This window comes from Anianabacter salinae (assembly GCF_019061145.1).
Taxonomy (GTDB): domain Bacteria; phylum Pseudomonadota; class Alphaproteobacteria; order Rhodobacterales; family Rhodobacteraceae; genus Anianibacter; species Anianibacter salinarum.
On the sequence record NZ_JAHQZS010000007.1, the window covers coordinates 42230 to 56454 of the forward strand.

The 14225-nt window shown below is 66.1% G+C and carries 16 protein-coding genes; 2 read left to right on the plus strand and 14 right to left on the minus strand.

Features of this window, described 5'->3' with window-relative positions; genetic code table 11:
- Positions 1 to 25: 25 nt before the first annotated feature.
- The 10 genes from KTJ87_RS16640 to KTJ87_RS16685 all read right to left on the minus strand — a co-directional run bounded on the left by KTJ87_RS16640 (position 26) and on the right by KTJ87_RS16685 (position 9949).
- Positions 26 to 991 (minus strand): cupin domain-containing protein, encoded by a 966-nt coding sequence (locus KTJ87_RS16640; protein ID WP_267140281.1) that lies wholly within the window; start codon positions 989 to 991, stop codon positions 26 to 28.
- A gap of 2 nt (positions 992 to 993) precedes the next feature.
- Complete coding sequence (locus tag KTJ87_RS16645; RefSeq protein WP_267140282.1) at positions 994 to 1962, minus strand: nuclear transport factor 2 family protein; 969 nt, start codon at positions 1960 to 1962, stop codon at positions 994 to 996.
- On the minus strand, positions 1959 to 2978 hold the full coding sequence (locus KTJ87_RS16650) for a LacI family DNA-binding transcriptional regulator (protein WP_267140283.1): 1020 nt from the start codon (positions 2976 to 2978) through the stop codon (positions 1959 to 1961). Before KTJ87_RS16650 ends, KTJ87_RS16645 begins: the two co-directional genes overlap by 4 nt.
- Complete coding sequence (locus KTJ87_RS16655; protein ID WP_267140284.1) at positions 2978 to 3742, minus strand: SDR family NAD(P)-dependent oxidoreductase; 765 nt, start codon at positions 3740 to 3742, stop codon at positions 2978 to 2980. Before KTJ87_RS16655 ends, KTJ87_RS16650 begins: the two co-directional genes overlap by 1 nt.
- 4 nt (positions 3743 to 3746) lie before the next feature.
- Positions 3747 to 5075: a histidinol dehydrogenase gene (gene hisD, locus KTJ87_RS16660; protein ID WP_267140285.1), complete on the minus strand. Its 1329-nt coding sequence runs from the start codon at positions 5073 to 5075 to the stop codon at positions 3747 to 3749.
- A 10-nt stretch (positions 5076 to 5085) separates the two neighbouring features.
- Entirely contained in the window at positions 5086 to 5580 is a 495-nt protein-coding gene (locus KTJ87_RS16665; RefSeq protein ID WP_267140286.1) for an ester cyclase, read from the minus strand.
- Positions 5577 to 6635, minus strand: a complete 1059-nt coding sequence (locus KTJ87_RS16670; protein WP_267140287.1) for an ABC transporter ATP-binding protein — start codon at positions 6633 to 6635, stop codon at positions 5577 to 5579. The genes KTJ87_RS16665 and KTJ87_RS16670 overlap by 4 nt, the downstream gene beginning before the upstream one ends.
- 4 nt (positions 6636 to 6639) lie before the next feature.
- Entirely contained in the window at positions 6640 to 7521 is an 882-nt protein-coding gene (locus KTJ87_RS16675) for a carbohydrate ABC transporter permease (protein WP_267140288.1), read from the minus strand.
- A 3-nt stretch (positions 7522 to 7524) separates the two neighbouring features.
- A complete protein-coding gene (locus tag KTJ87_RS16680) occupies positions 7525 to 8547 on the minus strand; it encodes a carbohydrate ABC transporter permease (RefSeq protein ID WP_267140289.1) in 1023 nt (340 codons plus the stop codon).
- Between the two features lie 160 nt (positions 8548 to 8707).
- A complete protein-coding gene (locus KTJ87_RS16685; RefSeq protein WP_267140290.1) occupies positions 8708 to 9949 on the minus strand; it encodes an ABC transporter substrate-binding protein in 1242 nt (413 codons plus the stop codon).
- 155 nt (positions 9950 to 10104) lie between these two features.
- On the opposite strand from KTJ87_RS16685, the gene KTJ87_RS16690 reads away from it, so the two are divergent.
- Positions 10105 to 11166: an ester cyclase gene (locus tag KTJ87_RS16690; protein WP_267140291.1), complete on the plus strand. Its 1062-nt coding sequence runs from the start codon at positions 10105 to 10107 to the stop codon at positions 11164 to 11166.
- 12 nt (positions 11167 to 11178) lie between these two features.
- On the opposite strand, the gene KTJ87_RS16695 is transcribed toward KTJ87_RS16690, so the two are convergent.
- From KTJ87_RS16695 to KTJ87_RS16710, 4 genes are all read right to left on the minus strand, one after another.
- Positions 11179 to 11679, minus strand: a complete 501-nt coding sequence (locus tag KTJ87_RS16695; RefSeq protein WP_267140292.1) for a DoxX family protein — start codon at positions 11677 to 11679, stop codon at positions 11179 to 11181.
- A gap of 3 nt (positions 11680 to 11682) precedes the next feature.
- A complete protein-coding gene (locus KTJ87_RS16700; RefSeq protein WP_267140293.1) occupies positions 11683 to 12435 on the minus strand; it encodes an HvfC/BufC N-terminal domain-containing protein in 753 nt (250 codons plus the stop codon).
- The gene (bufB, locus tag KTJ87_RS16705) at positions 12419 to 13270 is read right to left on the minus strand and encodes an MNIO family bufferin maturase (RefSeq protein WP_267140294.1); all 852 of its coding nucleotides are present in this window, start codon (positions 13268 to 13270) and stop codon (positions 12419 to 12421) included. Before bufB ends, KTJ87_RS16700 begins: the two co-directional genes overlap by 17 nt.
- 73 nt (positions 13271 to 13343) lie before the next feature.
- A complete protein-coding gene (locus KTJ87_RS16710; RefSeq protein ID WP_267140315.1) occupies positions 13344 to 13589 on the minus strand; it encodes a BufA1 family periplasmic bufferin-type metallophore in 246 nt (81 codons plus the stop codon).
- A gap of 344 nt (positions 13590 to 13933) precedes the next feature.
- Between KTJ87_RS16710 and KTJ87_RS16715 the strand changes: the two genes are divergently transcribed.
- Positions 13934 to 14185 (plus strand): zf-HC2 domain-containing protein, encoded by a 252-nt coding sequence (locus KTJ87_RS16715; protein WP_267140295.1) that lies wholly within the window; start codon positions 13934 to 13936, stop codon positions 14183 to 14185.
- Positions 14186 to 14225 lie beyond the last annotated feature (40 nt).

Genomic DNA, 14225 nt, shown 5'->3' on the forward strand with positions numbered 1-14225 from the left:
CTCCTTTCCGGGGGGGCGAGCGGGGTCAGGCGGCCTTTGGCGACCAGGTGGCGCCGGGCACATCCTCGGTGGCGACGACATGATACAGCGCCGCCTCGCCGCTCATCGACGGTACTGCGCCATGCGGCAGGCCCGCCGGAACCAGCGCGGTGTCGCCGGGCGCGAGGATCTCCTCGCCACCGTCCCAGAACAGCCGCCAGTGGCCGCGCACCGGCATCAGCACCGACGCGCGGTCGTGGCTGTGGGGTGCCTCGGTCGCGGTGGCTCGGGTCAGGAAATCGACCTCGAACCCCGGCTTGTCGCGGATGATCCCGGCCTCGCCGATGACCTTCACCGGGCTGCCCGCCCCGGCCAGCGCGACCATGTCCCAGTAGCGGCGCACGTAACCGCCGACGACCTGCATCGGCGAGGGTTCGGGGAACGTGCCAAGCGCGGCCTCGTCCAGAACCGGCATCGGCTTGACGCCTTCGGGCAGCGTCTCTCCCTTCTTGGTGTCGTACAGCTTGCCCTTATCGGACAGCACCAGACCATGATCGCGCGCATCCTCGATCACCTGCGGCGCCCAGATCACGCCGCCGCCTGCGTCGTCGCCGCCAAGGATAGCCATGATCATCCCGTAGTCGGTGCCGATGTTCTCGAAGCCCCGAAAGATGCCGGTCGGGATGTTGAAGATGTCGCCTTCCTCCAGCACAACCTCGCCCGCGTTGCCCCAACGGCCCCAGAAAAAGCGCCAGCGGCCCTTGAGGACAAAGAACACCTCGGCGGTGCGGTGCGAATGCAGCGAGTTGCGGCATTTCGGGGGCTGCCCGGCGGCGCCGATGTTGAAGCCGATGCTGTCGGTGATGTGAACGTGCTGGTCCGGGCTTTCCGACACGCCGCCACCGATGATCGTGAAGTTCTCCTTCTGGTTCGACCCCGGCGTATGGGCGTCGATGAAGGCGGTCTTGCAGGGCTTGAGTTCGCCGTAGCGAACGATCTTCGGGGTCGTCATGTCTACCTCTGGTGAAGAAGGATCTGCTTCCAGATCGCGATTTCGTCGTACAGCGTGAATTCCCGGCGCAGGCCCCAGGGGCCGAACTCGGCGTGGCTCATCCCCATGATGTGGACGGGCGCGCCGGTGGGACGGCCAAAGGCGCCCCAGCCGTCATGGGTGCCGTCCAGCGACCAGCGGATCGCCGCGCGCGGGCTGAGCATGTCGGCGTCCATCCCGATCCGGTGGTGGATGGTGAAGCGGGCAGAGGGAAAGGCAGACCGCAGAGCGATCCAGAAATCGGCCATCGCCTCGCGCCCGATGGCGGTCACGGCGCCGGGATATTCGCCGATGGCGGCGCGGTCATGGCCGGTCAGGACATGGGCAAAGTCCCCGCCCATGATGCGGGTCAGCGTCTCGGCATACTGCTCTCCCCAGGCGTTGTCGTTGCCCATGCCGTGATATTCGCCGTCGATGTCCGATGCAGGGCTAAAGGGGCGCGATGCCGCGTCCGGTCCGCCTTCCGAAGCGATCAGGCTGGCCGCATAGACGCGCGGGTCCATGCCCATTTGCCGGACGATGCCGCCATAGTCGCGCACCAGCCATTCATCATAGATCACGTCACCCCGCACCGCGCAGTCGGCAATCACGCGCGCGGTCCAGCGCCGTCCGGTGGCCGGGCCGAACGCACCGTCACGCGCCTGCGTCGCGGTCGAGATGATGCGGTGTGACGACAGGTAGCCGTGTTCGGGATCGTTCGACCAGATCACATCTTCGCCCAGAAGCTGGCGATCGGGAAACTCGGCCAGCGTCGCCATGGTCGAGGCGATCACCGCCTCGTTGCCCCGGCTGACGCCCATCGGCGTGCGCACCGGAATATCGGGCGCGTAGTAGTCATGCAGCGTGGCGATCCCGCGATCTTCCCAAATCTCCTTCGTGATCGACAGGATGTAGTCGGGGAAATCCTTCCAGCGGTTCTGGTAGCCGGTCACGGCGTGTCTCCTTGGGGATTCCGGGTCGATCCGCGCAGGATCAGAGGCCCAGGAATGCGGATCTTGCGCGGCGTCGCGACGTCTTCGATGCGGGACAACAGCGCCTCGACCGTGGCCTCGACCATGCGGTTCACCGGCTGGCGCACGGTGGTCAGATCATAGGCCGGCCAGGCGGCGATGGGCACGTCGTCATAGCCGACGACTGCAACGTCGTCCGGGATCGACAGCCCCAGCCCGGTGCGCAGGGCATCCATCACCGCGAACGCCATGTGGTCGTTGCCGACGAAGACGGCATCGGGGCGGCCGGGCGCCGAAAACATCTCTCGGGCCAGCGCGGCAGCGGTGTCGCGGTTGTACATCCCGTCCACCACGGCGACCGGGTCGCGCCCATGCGCGGCAAGCCCCTCGATGAAGCCGAGCGCCCGGTCGCGCCCGGTCGAGGATCCCTGCCATCCCGAGATATGGGCGATCCGCTCATGCCCCGCCCGCACCAGATGATCGGCAACGGCGCGCGCTCCTGCCACGTTGTCCGACGTGACCTCGGCGAGCCTTGGGTCGTCCTGGCCGCGGTTGAACATCACGACCGGGATGCCCGCCGCCTCGCAGCGGTTGGTCAGGTCGTTCGTCATCGCCACCGAGGCGGTCACGATGCCCTCGACCTGGTAGTCGATCAGTTCCTGCATCACGGGGGCCACGCCCTCGGTCGAGTTCTCGGCCATGAAGACGAGGATGTGATAGCCCCGCGCCTGCAGCGCCCGCGACAGGCGTTCCAGCGCGATCGGGTAGAACTGGTTGTCGAGATAGGCGACGACAAGCCCGATGATCCGGGTGCGCCCGGTGATCAGGCTGCGCGCCAGCACGTTCGGGCGGTAGCCAAGGCGCGTGGCGGCGTCGCGCACCTTTTCCATGGTCTTTTCCGACACGCTGGCACCGGGCGTGAACACCCGGCTGACCGCCGACTGGCTGACCCCCGCAAGGCGGGCCACGTCCTGCGATGTGACCTTTTCGCCCGCCATCAGTCCGCCGTCCAACCGCCGTCGACCAGAAGTGCGGTGCCGGTGACAAGCGCCGACGCGTCCGACGCGAGGAACAGCACCGGCCCCATGATGTCCTCGACTGTGCCGGTGCGGCCCAGCTTGATCTTCCCCTCGATCCAGGCAAGCCGCTCGGGGTTGGCGAAGGTGGGTTCGGTTAGCGGCGTGCGGATGAAGGTCGGGCACAGCGTGTTCACGCGGATGCCGTGCGGCCCCCATTCGATGGCCATCGACTTCGTCATGCCTTCGGTGGCGTGTTTGGTGGCGGCATAGACCGCACGGTCGATCCCGCCGACATGACCCATCTGGCTGGAAATCGTGATGATGCTGCCGGGGCGTCCCGCCGCGATCAGGCCCTTCGCCACCGCCTGCGCGAGGAAATAGGCGCCGCGGGTGTTGACGGCATAGACCGCGTCGTAATCGGCGGCGGTGGTCTCGGTCGCGGGGCTGTGGCGGGCAAGCCCCGCCGCGTTCACCAGCACGTCGAAGGGACCGGCTGAGGCGACGAAGCCCGCCGCCGCCTCGATGTCGGCCACGTCGAGCGGGGCGGCGATGACCGCGCAGCCCTCGGCGGCGAGCGCATCGCGCAACTCCGTGAGCGGCGCGGCACGGCGGGCGGCAAGGGTCACTTCGGCCCCGGCCCGCGCCAGAGCGACGGCCGCTCCAAGCCCGATGCCAGAGGAGGCTCCGGCGACAAGCGCACGCTTGCCGTCAAGGCGGAACGAGGGGGTTTGGGGAAGATCCATCGGTCTACTCGGCGGCCTCGCGGTAGGGCGCAGCCGCGCCGTAGGGGACATTGATGCCGCCATAGCGGCGCACGCGGATGTTGCACTGTTCGGCATGGCCGACGAAGCCCTCGAGCAGGCACAGCCGCGAGCCGTATTCGCCGACCAGCGTAGCCGCCGCATCGGTGGTGACGCGCTGGTAGGAGTGCGTCTTGAGGAACTTGCCGACCCACAAACCGCCCGTGTAGCGCCCGGCCTTCTTGGTTGGCAGGGTATGGTTGGTGCCGATTACCTTGTCGCCGTTCGCCACGTTGGTGCGCGGCCCGAGGAACAGCGCTCCGTAGCTGTGCATGTGATCGAGATACCAGTCGTCGCGGTCGGTCATCACCTGCACATGCTCGTAGGCCATGTCGTTGGCGACCTGCAGCATCTCGTCATGGGTGTCGCAGACGATCACGTCGCCGTAGTCGCGCCAACTGACGCTGGCGGTCTCGGCGGTGGGCAGGATTTCAAGGATACGGTCCACTTCGGCCAGCGTCGCCTCGGCCAGCTTGCGCGAGGTGGTCAGAAGGCAGGCGGGCGAGTTGTAGCCGTGTTCGGCCTGCCCCAGAAGGTCGGTCGCGCAAAGTTCGGCATCCACGGTGTCGTCGGCGATCACCATCGTTTCGGTCGGTCCGGCGAACAGATCGATCCCGACGCGGCCATACAGCTGGCGTTTGGCCTCGGCGACAAAGGCGTTGCCCGGGCCGACGAGCATGTGCACAGGCTCGATCGTCTGGGTGCCGATGGCCATGGCGCCGACCGCCTGGATGCCGCCGAGGCACAGGATTTCATGCGCGCCGCCCAGATGCATCGCGGCGACGATGGCAGGATGCGGCGCGCCCTTGACCGGAGGCGCCGAGGCGACGATGCGCGGCACGCCCGCGACGGCGGCGGTCAGCACGGACATATGCGCCGAGGCGACCATCGGGAACTTGCCGCCCGGAACGTAGCAGCCAACCGACTGCACCGGGATGTTCCTGTGACCCAGGAACACCCCCGGCAACGTCTCGACCTCGATGTCCGTCATGCTGGCGCGCTGCGCCTCGGCAAAGCTGCGGATCTGGTCCTGGGCAAAGCGGATGTCGGCCATGTCGCGGTCCGACACCTTCTGCATCGCCGCATCGATCTCGGACGCGGTCAGGCGAAAGCTGTCGGGCGCATAGCCGTCGAACGACTGGCTCAGATCGCGCACCGCCGCGTCGCCCCGCGCCTCGATGTCGGCCAGCGCGGTCTCGACCGTTGCGCGCACCTTGGCGTCGTCGTCGGCGCGCTCTGCCTCGGGCTTGCCGCGCTTGAGATGGGTGACGGTCATGTCTTGCTCCTCATTCCGGGTGCGGGGGCGTCTTGGCCCCGCTGTCATAGGCTTCCCAACCTTCGCCTCCGAACACGTCCCGGCCAAGCTGGGCAAGGACCGCCGCGAAATCGACGAAGACCGGATTGTCGGCGATCCGTCCGTCTTCGACGCGCCAGAAGTCCATGTAAGGTATGCGCACGCGGGCCCCCGTTGGCGCAAGTCCCATGAAAGGGCCGGAATGCGTGGCCTCGATATGGCCAAAGCAGGCGGCCCAGTCGCCGTCGGCCAGGAATTTCTCGGTCAGGTAGGTGCGGTCGGTGAAGGCGGCGCGCAGCGGCAGCTGCCAGTTGGCGCGGAACTCTGCCAGCCCGCGCTTGATCCCGCAGCCCGCATTGCCGCGCCAGAGGAAATCCTCATGGAAATGCGCGGCCATGTCGTTCGATCCTGCGCCCAGCGCCGCCTCCATCCGGTGGATGACATCCAGCGTCTCGCGACTTTGCGCGCTGTGGTCCTTGGCGGTCATGCGGCACCTTTTGCGATGCGCAGGCCCGTCGCCGGGTCGAACAGGTGGCAGATCGCGGCCGGGACCGATGCCGCGACCGGCGCGCCGATCTCGGCCGAGAAATCCTTGGCGGCCTTGATCGCGACCAGCGTGCCGCCGGCCTGCACCGTCGCCATCGAGCTGTCGCCCAGCAGCTCCATCGAATAGACCGGCGCGGCAATTTCACCCGTCTCGGCCAGTGCCGCGTCTTCGGCCCGGAAGCCGACGATCACCGCGCCGTCGCGCACTCCGTCAAAGCCTGGGATACGCACGTTCCGGCCCTCGAAGACGCCGCCGGTCATGGTGCCTTCCATCAGGTTCATCGCGGGCGAGCCGATGAACCCGGCGACGAAGGTGTTGGCGGGGTTGTCGTAGATGTCGATCGGGGTGCCGACCTGCTGCACCTCGCCCTTGTTCATCACCACCACCCGGTCGGCGAGCGTCATCGCCTCGATCTGGTCATGGGTGACGTAGATCGTCGTCGTGCGCAGCTCGTGGTGCAGGTTCTTGATCTGCGCGCGTGTCGAGACCCGAAGCTTGGCGTCGAGGTTCGACAGCGGCTCGTCCATCAGGAACACCGTGGGCTTACGCACGATGGCCCGCGCGAGCGCGACGCGCTGCCGCTGCCCGCCCGACAAGGCGGCCGGTTTGCGGTGCAGGAAATCGGTCAGCTCCACCATCTCGGCGGCGCGCATCACCATCTCGTCGTGCTGCACTTGCGGCACCTTCCGCACCTTGAGCGGAAAGCGGATGTTCTCGTACACCGTCATCGTCGGGTAAAGACCGTAGCTCTGGAACACCATCGCCACGTCGCGGTCCTTGGGCGTCAGGTCATTCACCACCTTGTCGCCGATGCGGATCTCGCCTTCGGTCAGGTCCTCCAGCCCGGCGATCATGCGCATCGTCGTGGTCTTGCCGCAGCCAGACGGCCCGAGCAGTACGAGGAACTCGGCATCGGCGATTTCAAGGTCGAACGACTTGACCCCGACAAAGCTGCCCCACCGCTTGGACACGTTGCGAAGATGGATCTCTGCCATGGAATTACCCTTTCACGGCGCCGGCGGTCAGGCCGCTGACGATCTGGCGCTGGAAGAACAGGACGAGGACGAACAAGGGGGCCGTGACCGACACGACCGAGGCGACCGCGAACATCACGTTGCCCTTGGTCTGCGTCGTCCCGAGAAAACTGGCGATCTTGGGCACCATCGTCTGGTTCTCTTTCGACAGCAGCATCGCGGTGACGGCAAAGTCGTTGTAGGCCAGAAGGAACGAGAACAGCCCCGTGGTAATCACCCCCGGCCACATCACCGGGATGATGACATGGCGGAACGCCTGGAACTGGCTGCACCCGTCCACCATCGCGCTTTCGTCCAGATCCTTGGGGATGTTGCGGAAGAATGCCGTCAGCATCCACAGGGTGAACGGCTGGTTGATTGCCACCAGCACGATGATCGTCGTCGGCAGGTGCCCCCAGAGGTTCCACTGGAAGAACGGCAAGAGATACCCCGACACAAGCGTTATCGGCGGCATCGCCCTGAACATCAGCGCGATGATGAGCAGCCAGAAGGCATAGCGATACGGCGAGCGCGACAGCGCATAGCCGCCCAGCGTGCCGAAGGTCAGCGAGATGACAACTACCGACACCACGACGATCAGCGTGTTGAGGGCCGCGCGCCAGAACTCTTCCTGCACCCATGCGCCGTAGTATCCGTCAAGGGTGAACGGCGCGCCGGTCTCGACCTCGGTCAGGGTGCCGAAAATCGCGTTGCTCCAGTCCGCCTTGGAGAAGAAATCCCCCTCGACCTTGAACGATCCCCAGAGCGTCCAGAGGAACGGGAAGGCCGCGACCATCAGCCAGAGGATTAGGAAAGCGCCCAGAAACGTCTGAAGCAGGGGCGAGCGGCGATTGGCTGCGATGGACATGGATCAGGCCTTTCCAAAGCTTTTCCAGGTGCGCACCAGCACCGGAGACAACAGGATCGCGACACCGAGGATCGTCAGCACCGACGTGGCAGCAGCCGAGGACAACAGTCGCGTCTCGCCGCCAAGGTCGGAATAGATGAAGTAACTGAGAGACTGGGCATGCGCGGCGGCGTTGAAACTGACGATCGGCTCGAAGACCCGGAAATTGTCCATGATCTTGATAAGCGCCATGAAGGTCGTCAGCGGCAGCAAATGCGGGAGCACGACGTAGCGGATACGCTCCCACCGGCTGGCGCCGTCGATCATCGCGCTTTCCAGCGTGTCCTGCGGCACGGTCTGAAGCCCGGCGTAGTAGACGACAAAGGCGAAGGGCGCGGAACTCCAGATGCCGTAAACCATCAGCATGATCCAGGTCAGCGGGGTGGACGCCTTGACCGACAGCGTGGGATCGCCCGCAATCGCCTGCAACGCGGTCCCAAGGATGCCGCGTGCGTCGATCATCCAGAACAGGATCAGCGCCCCGATCAGCGGCGTGACGATCATCGGCAAGAGCGAGAAGAAGATCGTCGGCCCCCGGAACACGCGGGGAATGGCATTGACCGACAGCGCGATCAGGAACCCAAGGATGATGGCGCCCGGCGTCACGACAAAGGTGTAGGTCAGCGTGAAGGCCAGCGCCCCGTAGAACGGCAGGTTCAGCAGCTGCGACCAGAACATGCCAAGGCTTTCGGCCCCGGCCCACAGGGTTGCGATCTCGGCAAAGGCAAGGTGGTTGCGATTGGTGTAGATGTCGTCGCCCACGAAGCGGCCGAGCGGCTCGGCCTCGCGCAGGGCGGCGGTGGCGGCCTGATCGATGCTGGTCGCCTTGGTGCAGCCAAAGGGGCCGCAATTCTCGACCTCGATCACGACTTGTTCGTGAGGGGCATAAACCGACTGGATCAGCACGGACACGATGGGCAGCGCGATGAAGAGGAACATCGCGACGCCCGAGGGCAGGACGAACCAGAGGAATGTCTTGTGCTTCATGGTCGGCCCCTGTGCCTGGTCGCTCGGGACGCGCGCCCCCGTCCGCGGCGGTCAGGCCGCCGACAGCTGGGGATGCGCCGGTATGCGGTGGAGGGTGGTGTCGGCGCGGGGGCAGCTCGGCCCCGCGCCGATGTGGTTTGCGGGCGCCAGCCTGCCAGGGTCAGTTCAAAAAGCCCTGTTCCTTGGCCGCCGCGGTATAGGCCGCCTCGACATCGGCAAGGCTTTGCTCTGCGGATTCGTTGCCTTGCAGGTAGTCGGCGATGTTGTTGCCCAGCGCCGTATGCAGAAGTCCCTGATAGGGCAGCATCGGATAGGGCTTTGCGCCGGACTGGATCGTGGCGAAGACACCGGCCGCAACCGGGGCAGGCTCGTAGCCGTCGATCATCCACACGGCCTGGCCCATGGTCTCGGCATTCAGGATGTCGGGGCTGATGCCGTTCACGAGCGCGCGGAAGGTCGCCGCCGCATCCTCGTCCGAGGCGTTCTTGGCGACGGTGAAGCCGTCCCACCAGAGCGTCGTTGCAGGCACGCCGCTGTCGCCGACCATCAGCGGGCCAGAGACCTTGGTGTTCTCGAAGACTTCGGGCGTCGAGCCCTCTGCATCCTGAAGAACCGCCGTGCGCGAGCCCCAGAAGTTCATGAGCGCGACGTTGCCCGCTTCCCATTCCGCTGCTGCGGCGTTCGAGTCGTGGGTCAGGTAGTCGGGGTTCATGTACTCGGACAGCGCCTTCATCGTCTCGAGCGCGGCAACGCCAGCTGCGTTGTTCACCGTGACCTCGGCCGATCCCGGCGCGAAGAACTCGCCGCCCTGACCGAGATACATGTTCACGAATTCCTGCGCGAGGTTCCAGCCCGCCATGTAGGCGCCGCTGAGAGGATGCTCCATGATGCCCTCGGCCCGGATCTTCTCGGCCGCCGCAAGCACATCCTCATAGCTTTTCGGGACATCCATCCCGATCTGTTCCAGCACGTCCTCGCGGTAGATGAGGTGCTGCGCGTTGGCCATGAACGCCACCGCCATCACCTTGCCGTCGATCGTGATGAGCTGGGTCGGGCTGAGATCCTGGCCGTATTCGGCCACGAGATCGTCAAGCGGGCGGATCACGTCCTCGTTCATCAAGGCGACGATGGACGAGTTTGCGATGATCGCCGACGTGTATTCCGGCGGGGACGCGGACATGCCCGCCACGTTGATCTTCTGATGATCGGCGGTGAGGTTCGCCTTCACCTCGACCGCGTCCGTGGCGCATGCGGCGGCCCCGGAGGCGACTGTCTGGATCGCCGGAAACTCGTTGCCGACGATGCTGACCCGGCCCGCCTCGATCCCGCAATCGGCCGATGCGGCAGTCGCGCCGGCCAGCAGAATCGCGGTCGAAAGTAGGGCTCTCGTTCTGACGTTCATTCGGAAAACTCCCTGTTATCTGCAGGGCCTCATCCTGTCGCGCTTGGGCCCTTAGCGCGCAGCATGTGACTCTTTGCATACGTATGCAAGATTTTTCTTGCGCGGCCTCCGGTTCCGGTGTCGGACTGTTCCGGACACCATCGCCAAGGCCTTCCATGACGCACGCCCCTACCCTTCCAGCCTCTGTCCGCCGCGCCGTCCGGGACGGCCTGCTGCGCCTCGCCGACTGCCCGCCCGCGCAGGTGCCGGGCGTTCTAGAAGCGATCTCGACACCGGGCACCGACTGGCGGGTTTCTCACCCGATCAACGAGGTGCGTGGTCCCGAGGCAGCAGCCAGCGCCGCTTTTGTGCCGCTCAAGACAGCCTTCCCGGACCTTGAACGACGCGACACGATCCGCGTCGGCGGCGTCTACGAGGGCCGCAACTATGTCGCCGCCGTCGGAACCTATTGCGGCACGTTCCGGCACGACTGGCTGGGCATCCCCGCCACCGGGCTGACGGCCCACCTGCGTTATGGCGAGGTCTATGAGGTCGATACAGACGGCCGCATCCTTCAGGCGAACCTGCTGTGGGACGTGCTTGACCTGGTCCGCCAGGCCGGGCTGGCCCCGCTTGCGCCCAGTCTTGGAGCAGAGGGGATGTGGCCGGGTCCGATCACGGGCGACGGGCTGCGCCTTGATCCGTCGGACCCCGGCGAAGGCGCGGCCTCGATCGCGCAGACGCTTGCGATGCACGCCTCATTGGCCGAATTCGACGATGCGGGGCGCCTGAACCGCGAGAACCTGATCGCGATGCCGCAACGCGACCACTGGCACCCCAAGATGATGTGGTACGGGCCTTCGGGGATCGGCACGACGCGCGGGCTGGACGGCTTCGTCGACGGGCACCAGTTGCCGTTCCGCATCGCCTTTCGCAGGCCGCAAGGGACATTCGAGGCCGTCACCGCCGAACGCCGCAGGCACGGCGCGGGGCACTACATCCGCATCGGCGACGGACCCTATTCGGTCACCGGCGGCTGGCCGTCGGTCTACGCCATCCACGACGGCGGCGGGTTCTGCGGGATGCCGCCCACAGGCCGCCCGGTCACGATGCGCGTGATGGACTTCTACCTGCACGACGAGGGCCTGATCCGCGAGAACTGGGTCCCGCTCGACATGCTGGACCTGTTCCGCCAGATGGGCGTCGACGTCCTCGCACGGGCGTTGGCCAAGGTCTGAGCCGAACCGCAGTCATCCGCCCGGGCGCGCGGGGCCGACCTGTTCCCAGACGGCATCCGGCGTCAGGTCGGCTCGGGGGCTGCCGGTCTCGAACCCCAGCAGATGATCCAGCGACAGACGGCCCGGCCCATGGGCAAGGATCGGCAGAAGCGCGGCGATCCACAGCCCATGGGTGATCCAGGCGCCGGGGTAGACGAAGATCTGGATGACGGCGGTCATCACGATCAGCCCCAGCGCCGAGAGGCGCGAGAACAGCCCGGCGATCAGCAGGATGGGCAGCGCATGTTCAGCCACTGTCGCCAGCACCGCCGCAACCTCGTGCGAGATCACGGGCAGCGCGTATTCATGCTCGAACAGGAAGAACGTGCTGTCCTTGATCGAGAACACCCCCTCAACCTTGGTGCGCCCGGACTGAAAGAAGACCATGGCCGGAAAGACGCGCAGGGCAAGCGCCACGACGTCGGCGGGAATGCGGTCGAACAGCGCATTCGCGCGCAGCAGGATGGATTTCATCGGTCAACTCTCCGGTGGGTGAATGAACCCGCCCGCCTGCATCAGCAGGACAAGGACGGTCTGGGGCGCATGGCCGGGGTCGGCCCACTGCGCGAGTTCGGCGGCGGCGTGCAGGGTGGCGCCGGTCGCAAGATGCTCGACAAGGATCAGATCACCCTGGGAAATCTCGTGCACCTGGACGGCAAGGCTGCGGTCGCGCAGCACGAGCGCGAACTGGTCGCCGGAGGGGATGCGCTGCGCCGCGTCCGCGCCGGGCTGGTTCTGCCGCCAGATCGTCAGGGCGGCGGCCCCGAATTGCAGGACCTGCACCGACGGGTGCAGCGTCAGCACCAGCCGCGACGGATCGGCGCCCGCAACGGCAGCGGGGTCCAGCGGCGCGGCATCGGCAGCGTGATACGCCCTGCCCCGCGCCCATTCCAGCCGGGCCACATCGCGCATGTAGGGATAGCCCGCCAGCGGCGCGAACCCGGCCAGGAAGTCGGGAAAACTGTCGCCCCAGTCCAGCAGCACCGGAGTGCGGGGGCGATGGGTTTCGGAATACACCCGTCCCAGCGCGGCGAAGAATGGATCGCCCACCAGCCGCCGGATCACCGGGAACCGCTGGCCCAGCGCCTCGCTCAGGCTGTGCGAGACATTGTTGCGATAGACCGCAAAGCGCAGGTCCGCATCGCCGTCGCAAAAGACCGCGCCGGGCGGCAACGCGGCAGTGCGCAGCCCTTCGGCAAAGCTGCCTGCAAATTCAGGATGCGAGGGCATGGCGGTGTCCGGCAGCGTTCAGAACAGAGCGCGCGCGGGCGGCCTCTGCCTGCAGCACCGGCCATTCGGGCACGTCGTTGTCCCATTCCACCAGCACCGGGCAGGCGCCGATCCGGGCGATGACTTCGGCGAACAGCGTCCACACCGGCTCGGCCACAGGCGAGCCATGTGTGTCGATCAGCAAGGCGCCGCCGGGCAGGTGATCCTCGTCATGGCCGCCAAGATGGATCTCGCCCACCGCCTCGACCGGGAAATCGGCCAGATAAGCGCGCGGGTCGCGCTGCTGGTTCGCGGCAGAGACGAAGACGTTGTTCACGTCCAGAAGCAACCCGCAGCCGGTGCGGCGCACGATCTCGCGCAGAAACGCGGTTTCCTCGATGCTCGATTGCTCGAACATCAGGTAGGTCGATGGGTTCTCCAGCAGCATCCGGCGGCCCAGCGCCTCTTGCACCTCGTCGATGTGATCGCACACCAGCGCCAGGGTTTCGGGCGTGTAGGGCAAGGGCAGCAGGTCGTTGAGGTATTCGGTCCCGTGGCTGGACCAGGCAAGATGCTCTGAAAAGCTTTCGGGCTGATAGCGCAGGCACAGGGCACGCAGGCGCTCCAGATGATCGCGGTCAAGCGGTCCCGGCCCGCCGATCGACAAGCCGACGCCGTGCAGCGAGATGGCATGATCCTCGCGCAGCGCCGTCAGTTGCGCGTGCGGCACGCCGCCCGCGCCCATGTAATTCTCGGCGTGGATCTCGAAGAAATCCATTTGGCGCGCACTGGCGCGGATCGCCTCGAAATGCGCGGACTTGAACCCCACGCCGACGCCGGAAGGCAGATGTGTCATCGTCGTCTCGTCCTGCTTCGGGGGTCTGTAGTGCCGGACGGGATGAACCACCCGCCCGGCGTCGATTGTCCGCTTACGCGGGAATGTCGCGGTCCAGAGCTTCAAGCGCACCGGCGCGCATCGAGCCGTCTGCCGCCGCGGGCACTTCGATCTCGGCGCAAGTGCCTGCGGGAACGAGGGTCCAGGCGTTGCCCTGGAAATCCACCTTGGAGGTTCCGGCGCAGGTCGTGCCGGGGCCTGCGGCGCAGTCGTTTTCGCCTGCAAGCGAGACGCCAAAGCACTTTTCCATCTCCTGTGCGTGCACGGGCGCGGCGGCCATCACGCTGAGGGCACAGGCGAGGGACGCACCAAGGCCGAGGCCCGATTTCATTGCGGTCATGAGTAAGCTCCATGTCATTTTGAACGAGGGCGGTTCCTTGCCCACGCGTAAGGGTCTTTTCGCGCAGGCCAGTTGTTACGCGGCTCGCAATGCTGTGATGTCGGGGTCAGGCGGTCGGTGGTCCCCCACCGGCCAAAGCCGCACCAAGGGCCGAGAACGTCAGAGAAAGATGTGCTTCCAACTGACGCAGCCATGGATTTCGGAAGCATGCCGACATATTTCCGTAACAAGTCGCACGATGGCGGAGTCTCTTGCTCGGTCATGTAGGCCCGGGAAACCCGACGATGATGATGAGCTGCAAAGAGGTCGCCGAACGCGCGAGCAAACTGATCGACGGCGAATGCTCTCCGTGGGAGGCGTTGCGGATCCGGCTTCACCTCGCGATGTGCGACGGTTGCAGCGGTTTCGTCACGCAGCTTCGCACGCTCGACAAACTTGCCAAGGATGCTGTGGGCACGGATCAGGCCGATGAAACCGTGCCTGCCACCGGCAAGTATTCCGACGCGCTGGCCGCACTCCGCGACAAGAGCGGCTGAGCAGACCGCCAATCCGCATCAGCTGGCATGGTCCGAGGAC

Excerpts from the sequence above, each read along its gene's own strand:
- KTJ87_RS16710 (WP_267140315.1), bottom strand. The coding sequence starts at position 13,589 with ATGGCCGCCGCGCCCGTGCACGCACAGGAGATGGAAAAGTGCTTTGGC.
- KTJ87_RS16655 (WP_267140284.1), bottom strand. The coding sequence starts at position 3,742 with ATGGATCTTCCCCAAACCCCCTCGTTCCGCCTTGACGGCAAGCGTGCG.
- KTJ87_RS16690 (WP_267140291.1), top strand. The coding sequence starts at position 10,105 with ATGACGCACGCCCCTACCCTTCCAGCCTCTGTCCGCCGCGCCGTCCGG.
- KTJ87_RS16715 (WP_267140295.1), top strand. The coding sequence starts at position 13,934 with ATGATGATGAGCTGCAAAGAGGTCGCCGAACGCGCGAGCAAACTGATC.
- bufB (WP_267140294.1), bottom strand. The coding sequence starts at position 13,270 with ATGACACATCTGCCTTCCGGCGTCGGCGTGGGGTTCAAGTCCGCGCAT.
- KTJ87_RS16675 (WP_267140288.1), bottom strand. The coding sequence starts at position 7,521 with ATGTCCATCGCAGCCAATCGCCGCTCGCCCCTGCTTCAGACGTTTCTG.
- KTJ87_RS16650 (WP_267140283.1), bottom strand. The coding sequence starts at position 2,978 with ATGGCGGGCGAAAAGGTCACATCGCAGGACGTGGCCCGCCTTGCGGGG.
- KTJ87_RS16700 (WP_267140293.1), bottom strand. The coding sequence starts at position 12,435 with ATGCCCTCGCATCCTGAATTTGCAGGCAGCTTTGCCGAAGGGCTGCGC.
- KTJ87_RS16665 (WP_267140286.1), bottom strand. The coding sequence starts at position 5,580 with ATGACCGCCAAGGACCACAGCGCGCAAAGTCGCGAGACGCTGGATGTC.
- KTJ87_RS16685 (WP_267140290.1), bottom strand. The coding sequence starts at position 9,949 with ATGAACGTCAGAACGAGAGCCCTACTTTCGACCGCGATTCTGCTGGCC.
- KTJ87_RS16695 (WP_267140292.1), bottom strand. The coding sequence starts at position 11,679 with ATGAAATCCATCCTGCTGCGCGCGAATGCGCTGTTCGACCGCATTCCC.
- KTJ87_RS16670 (WP_267140287.1), bottom strand. The coding sequence starts at position 6,635 with ATGGCAGAGATCCATCTTCGCAACGTGTCCAAGCGGTGGGGCAGCTTT.
- hisD (WP_267140285.1), bottom strand. The coding sequence starts at position 5,075 with ATGACCGTCACCCATCTCAAGCGCGGCAAGCCCGAGGCAGAGCGCGCC.
- KTJ87_RS16680 (WP_267140289.1), bottom strand. The coding sequence starts at position 8,547 with ATGAAGCACAAGACATTCCTCTGGTTCGTCCTGCCCTCGGGCGTCGCG.
- KTJ87_RS16640 (WP_267140281.1), bottom strand. The coding sequence starts at position 991 with ATGACGACCCCGAAGATCGTTCGCTACGGCGAACTCAAGCCCTGCAAG.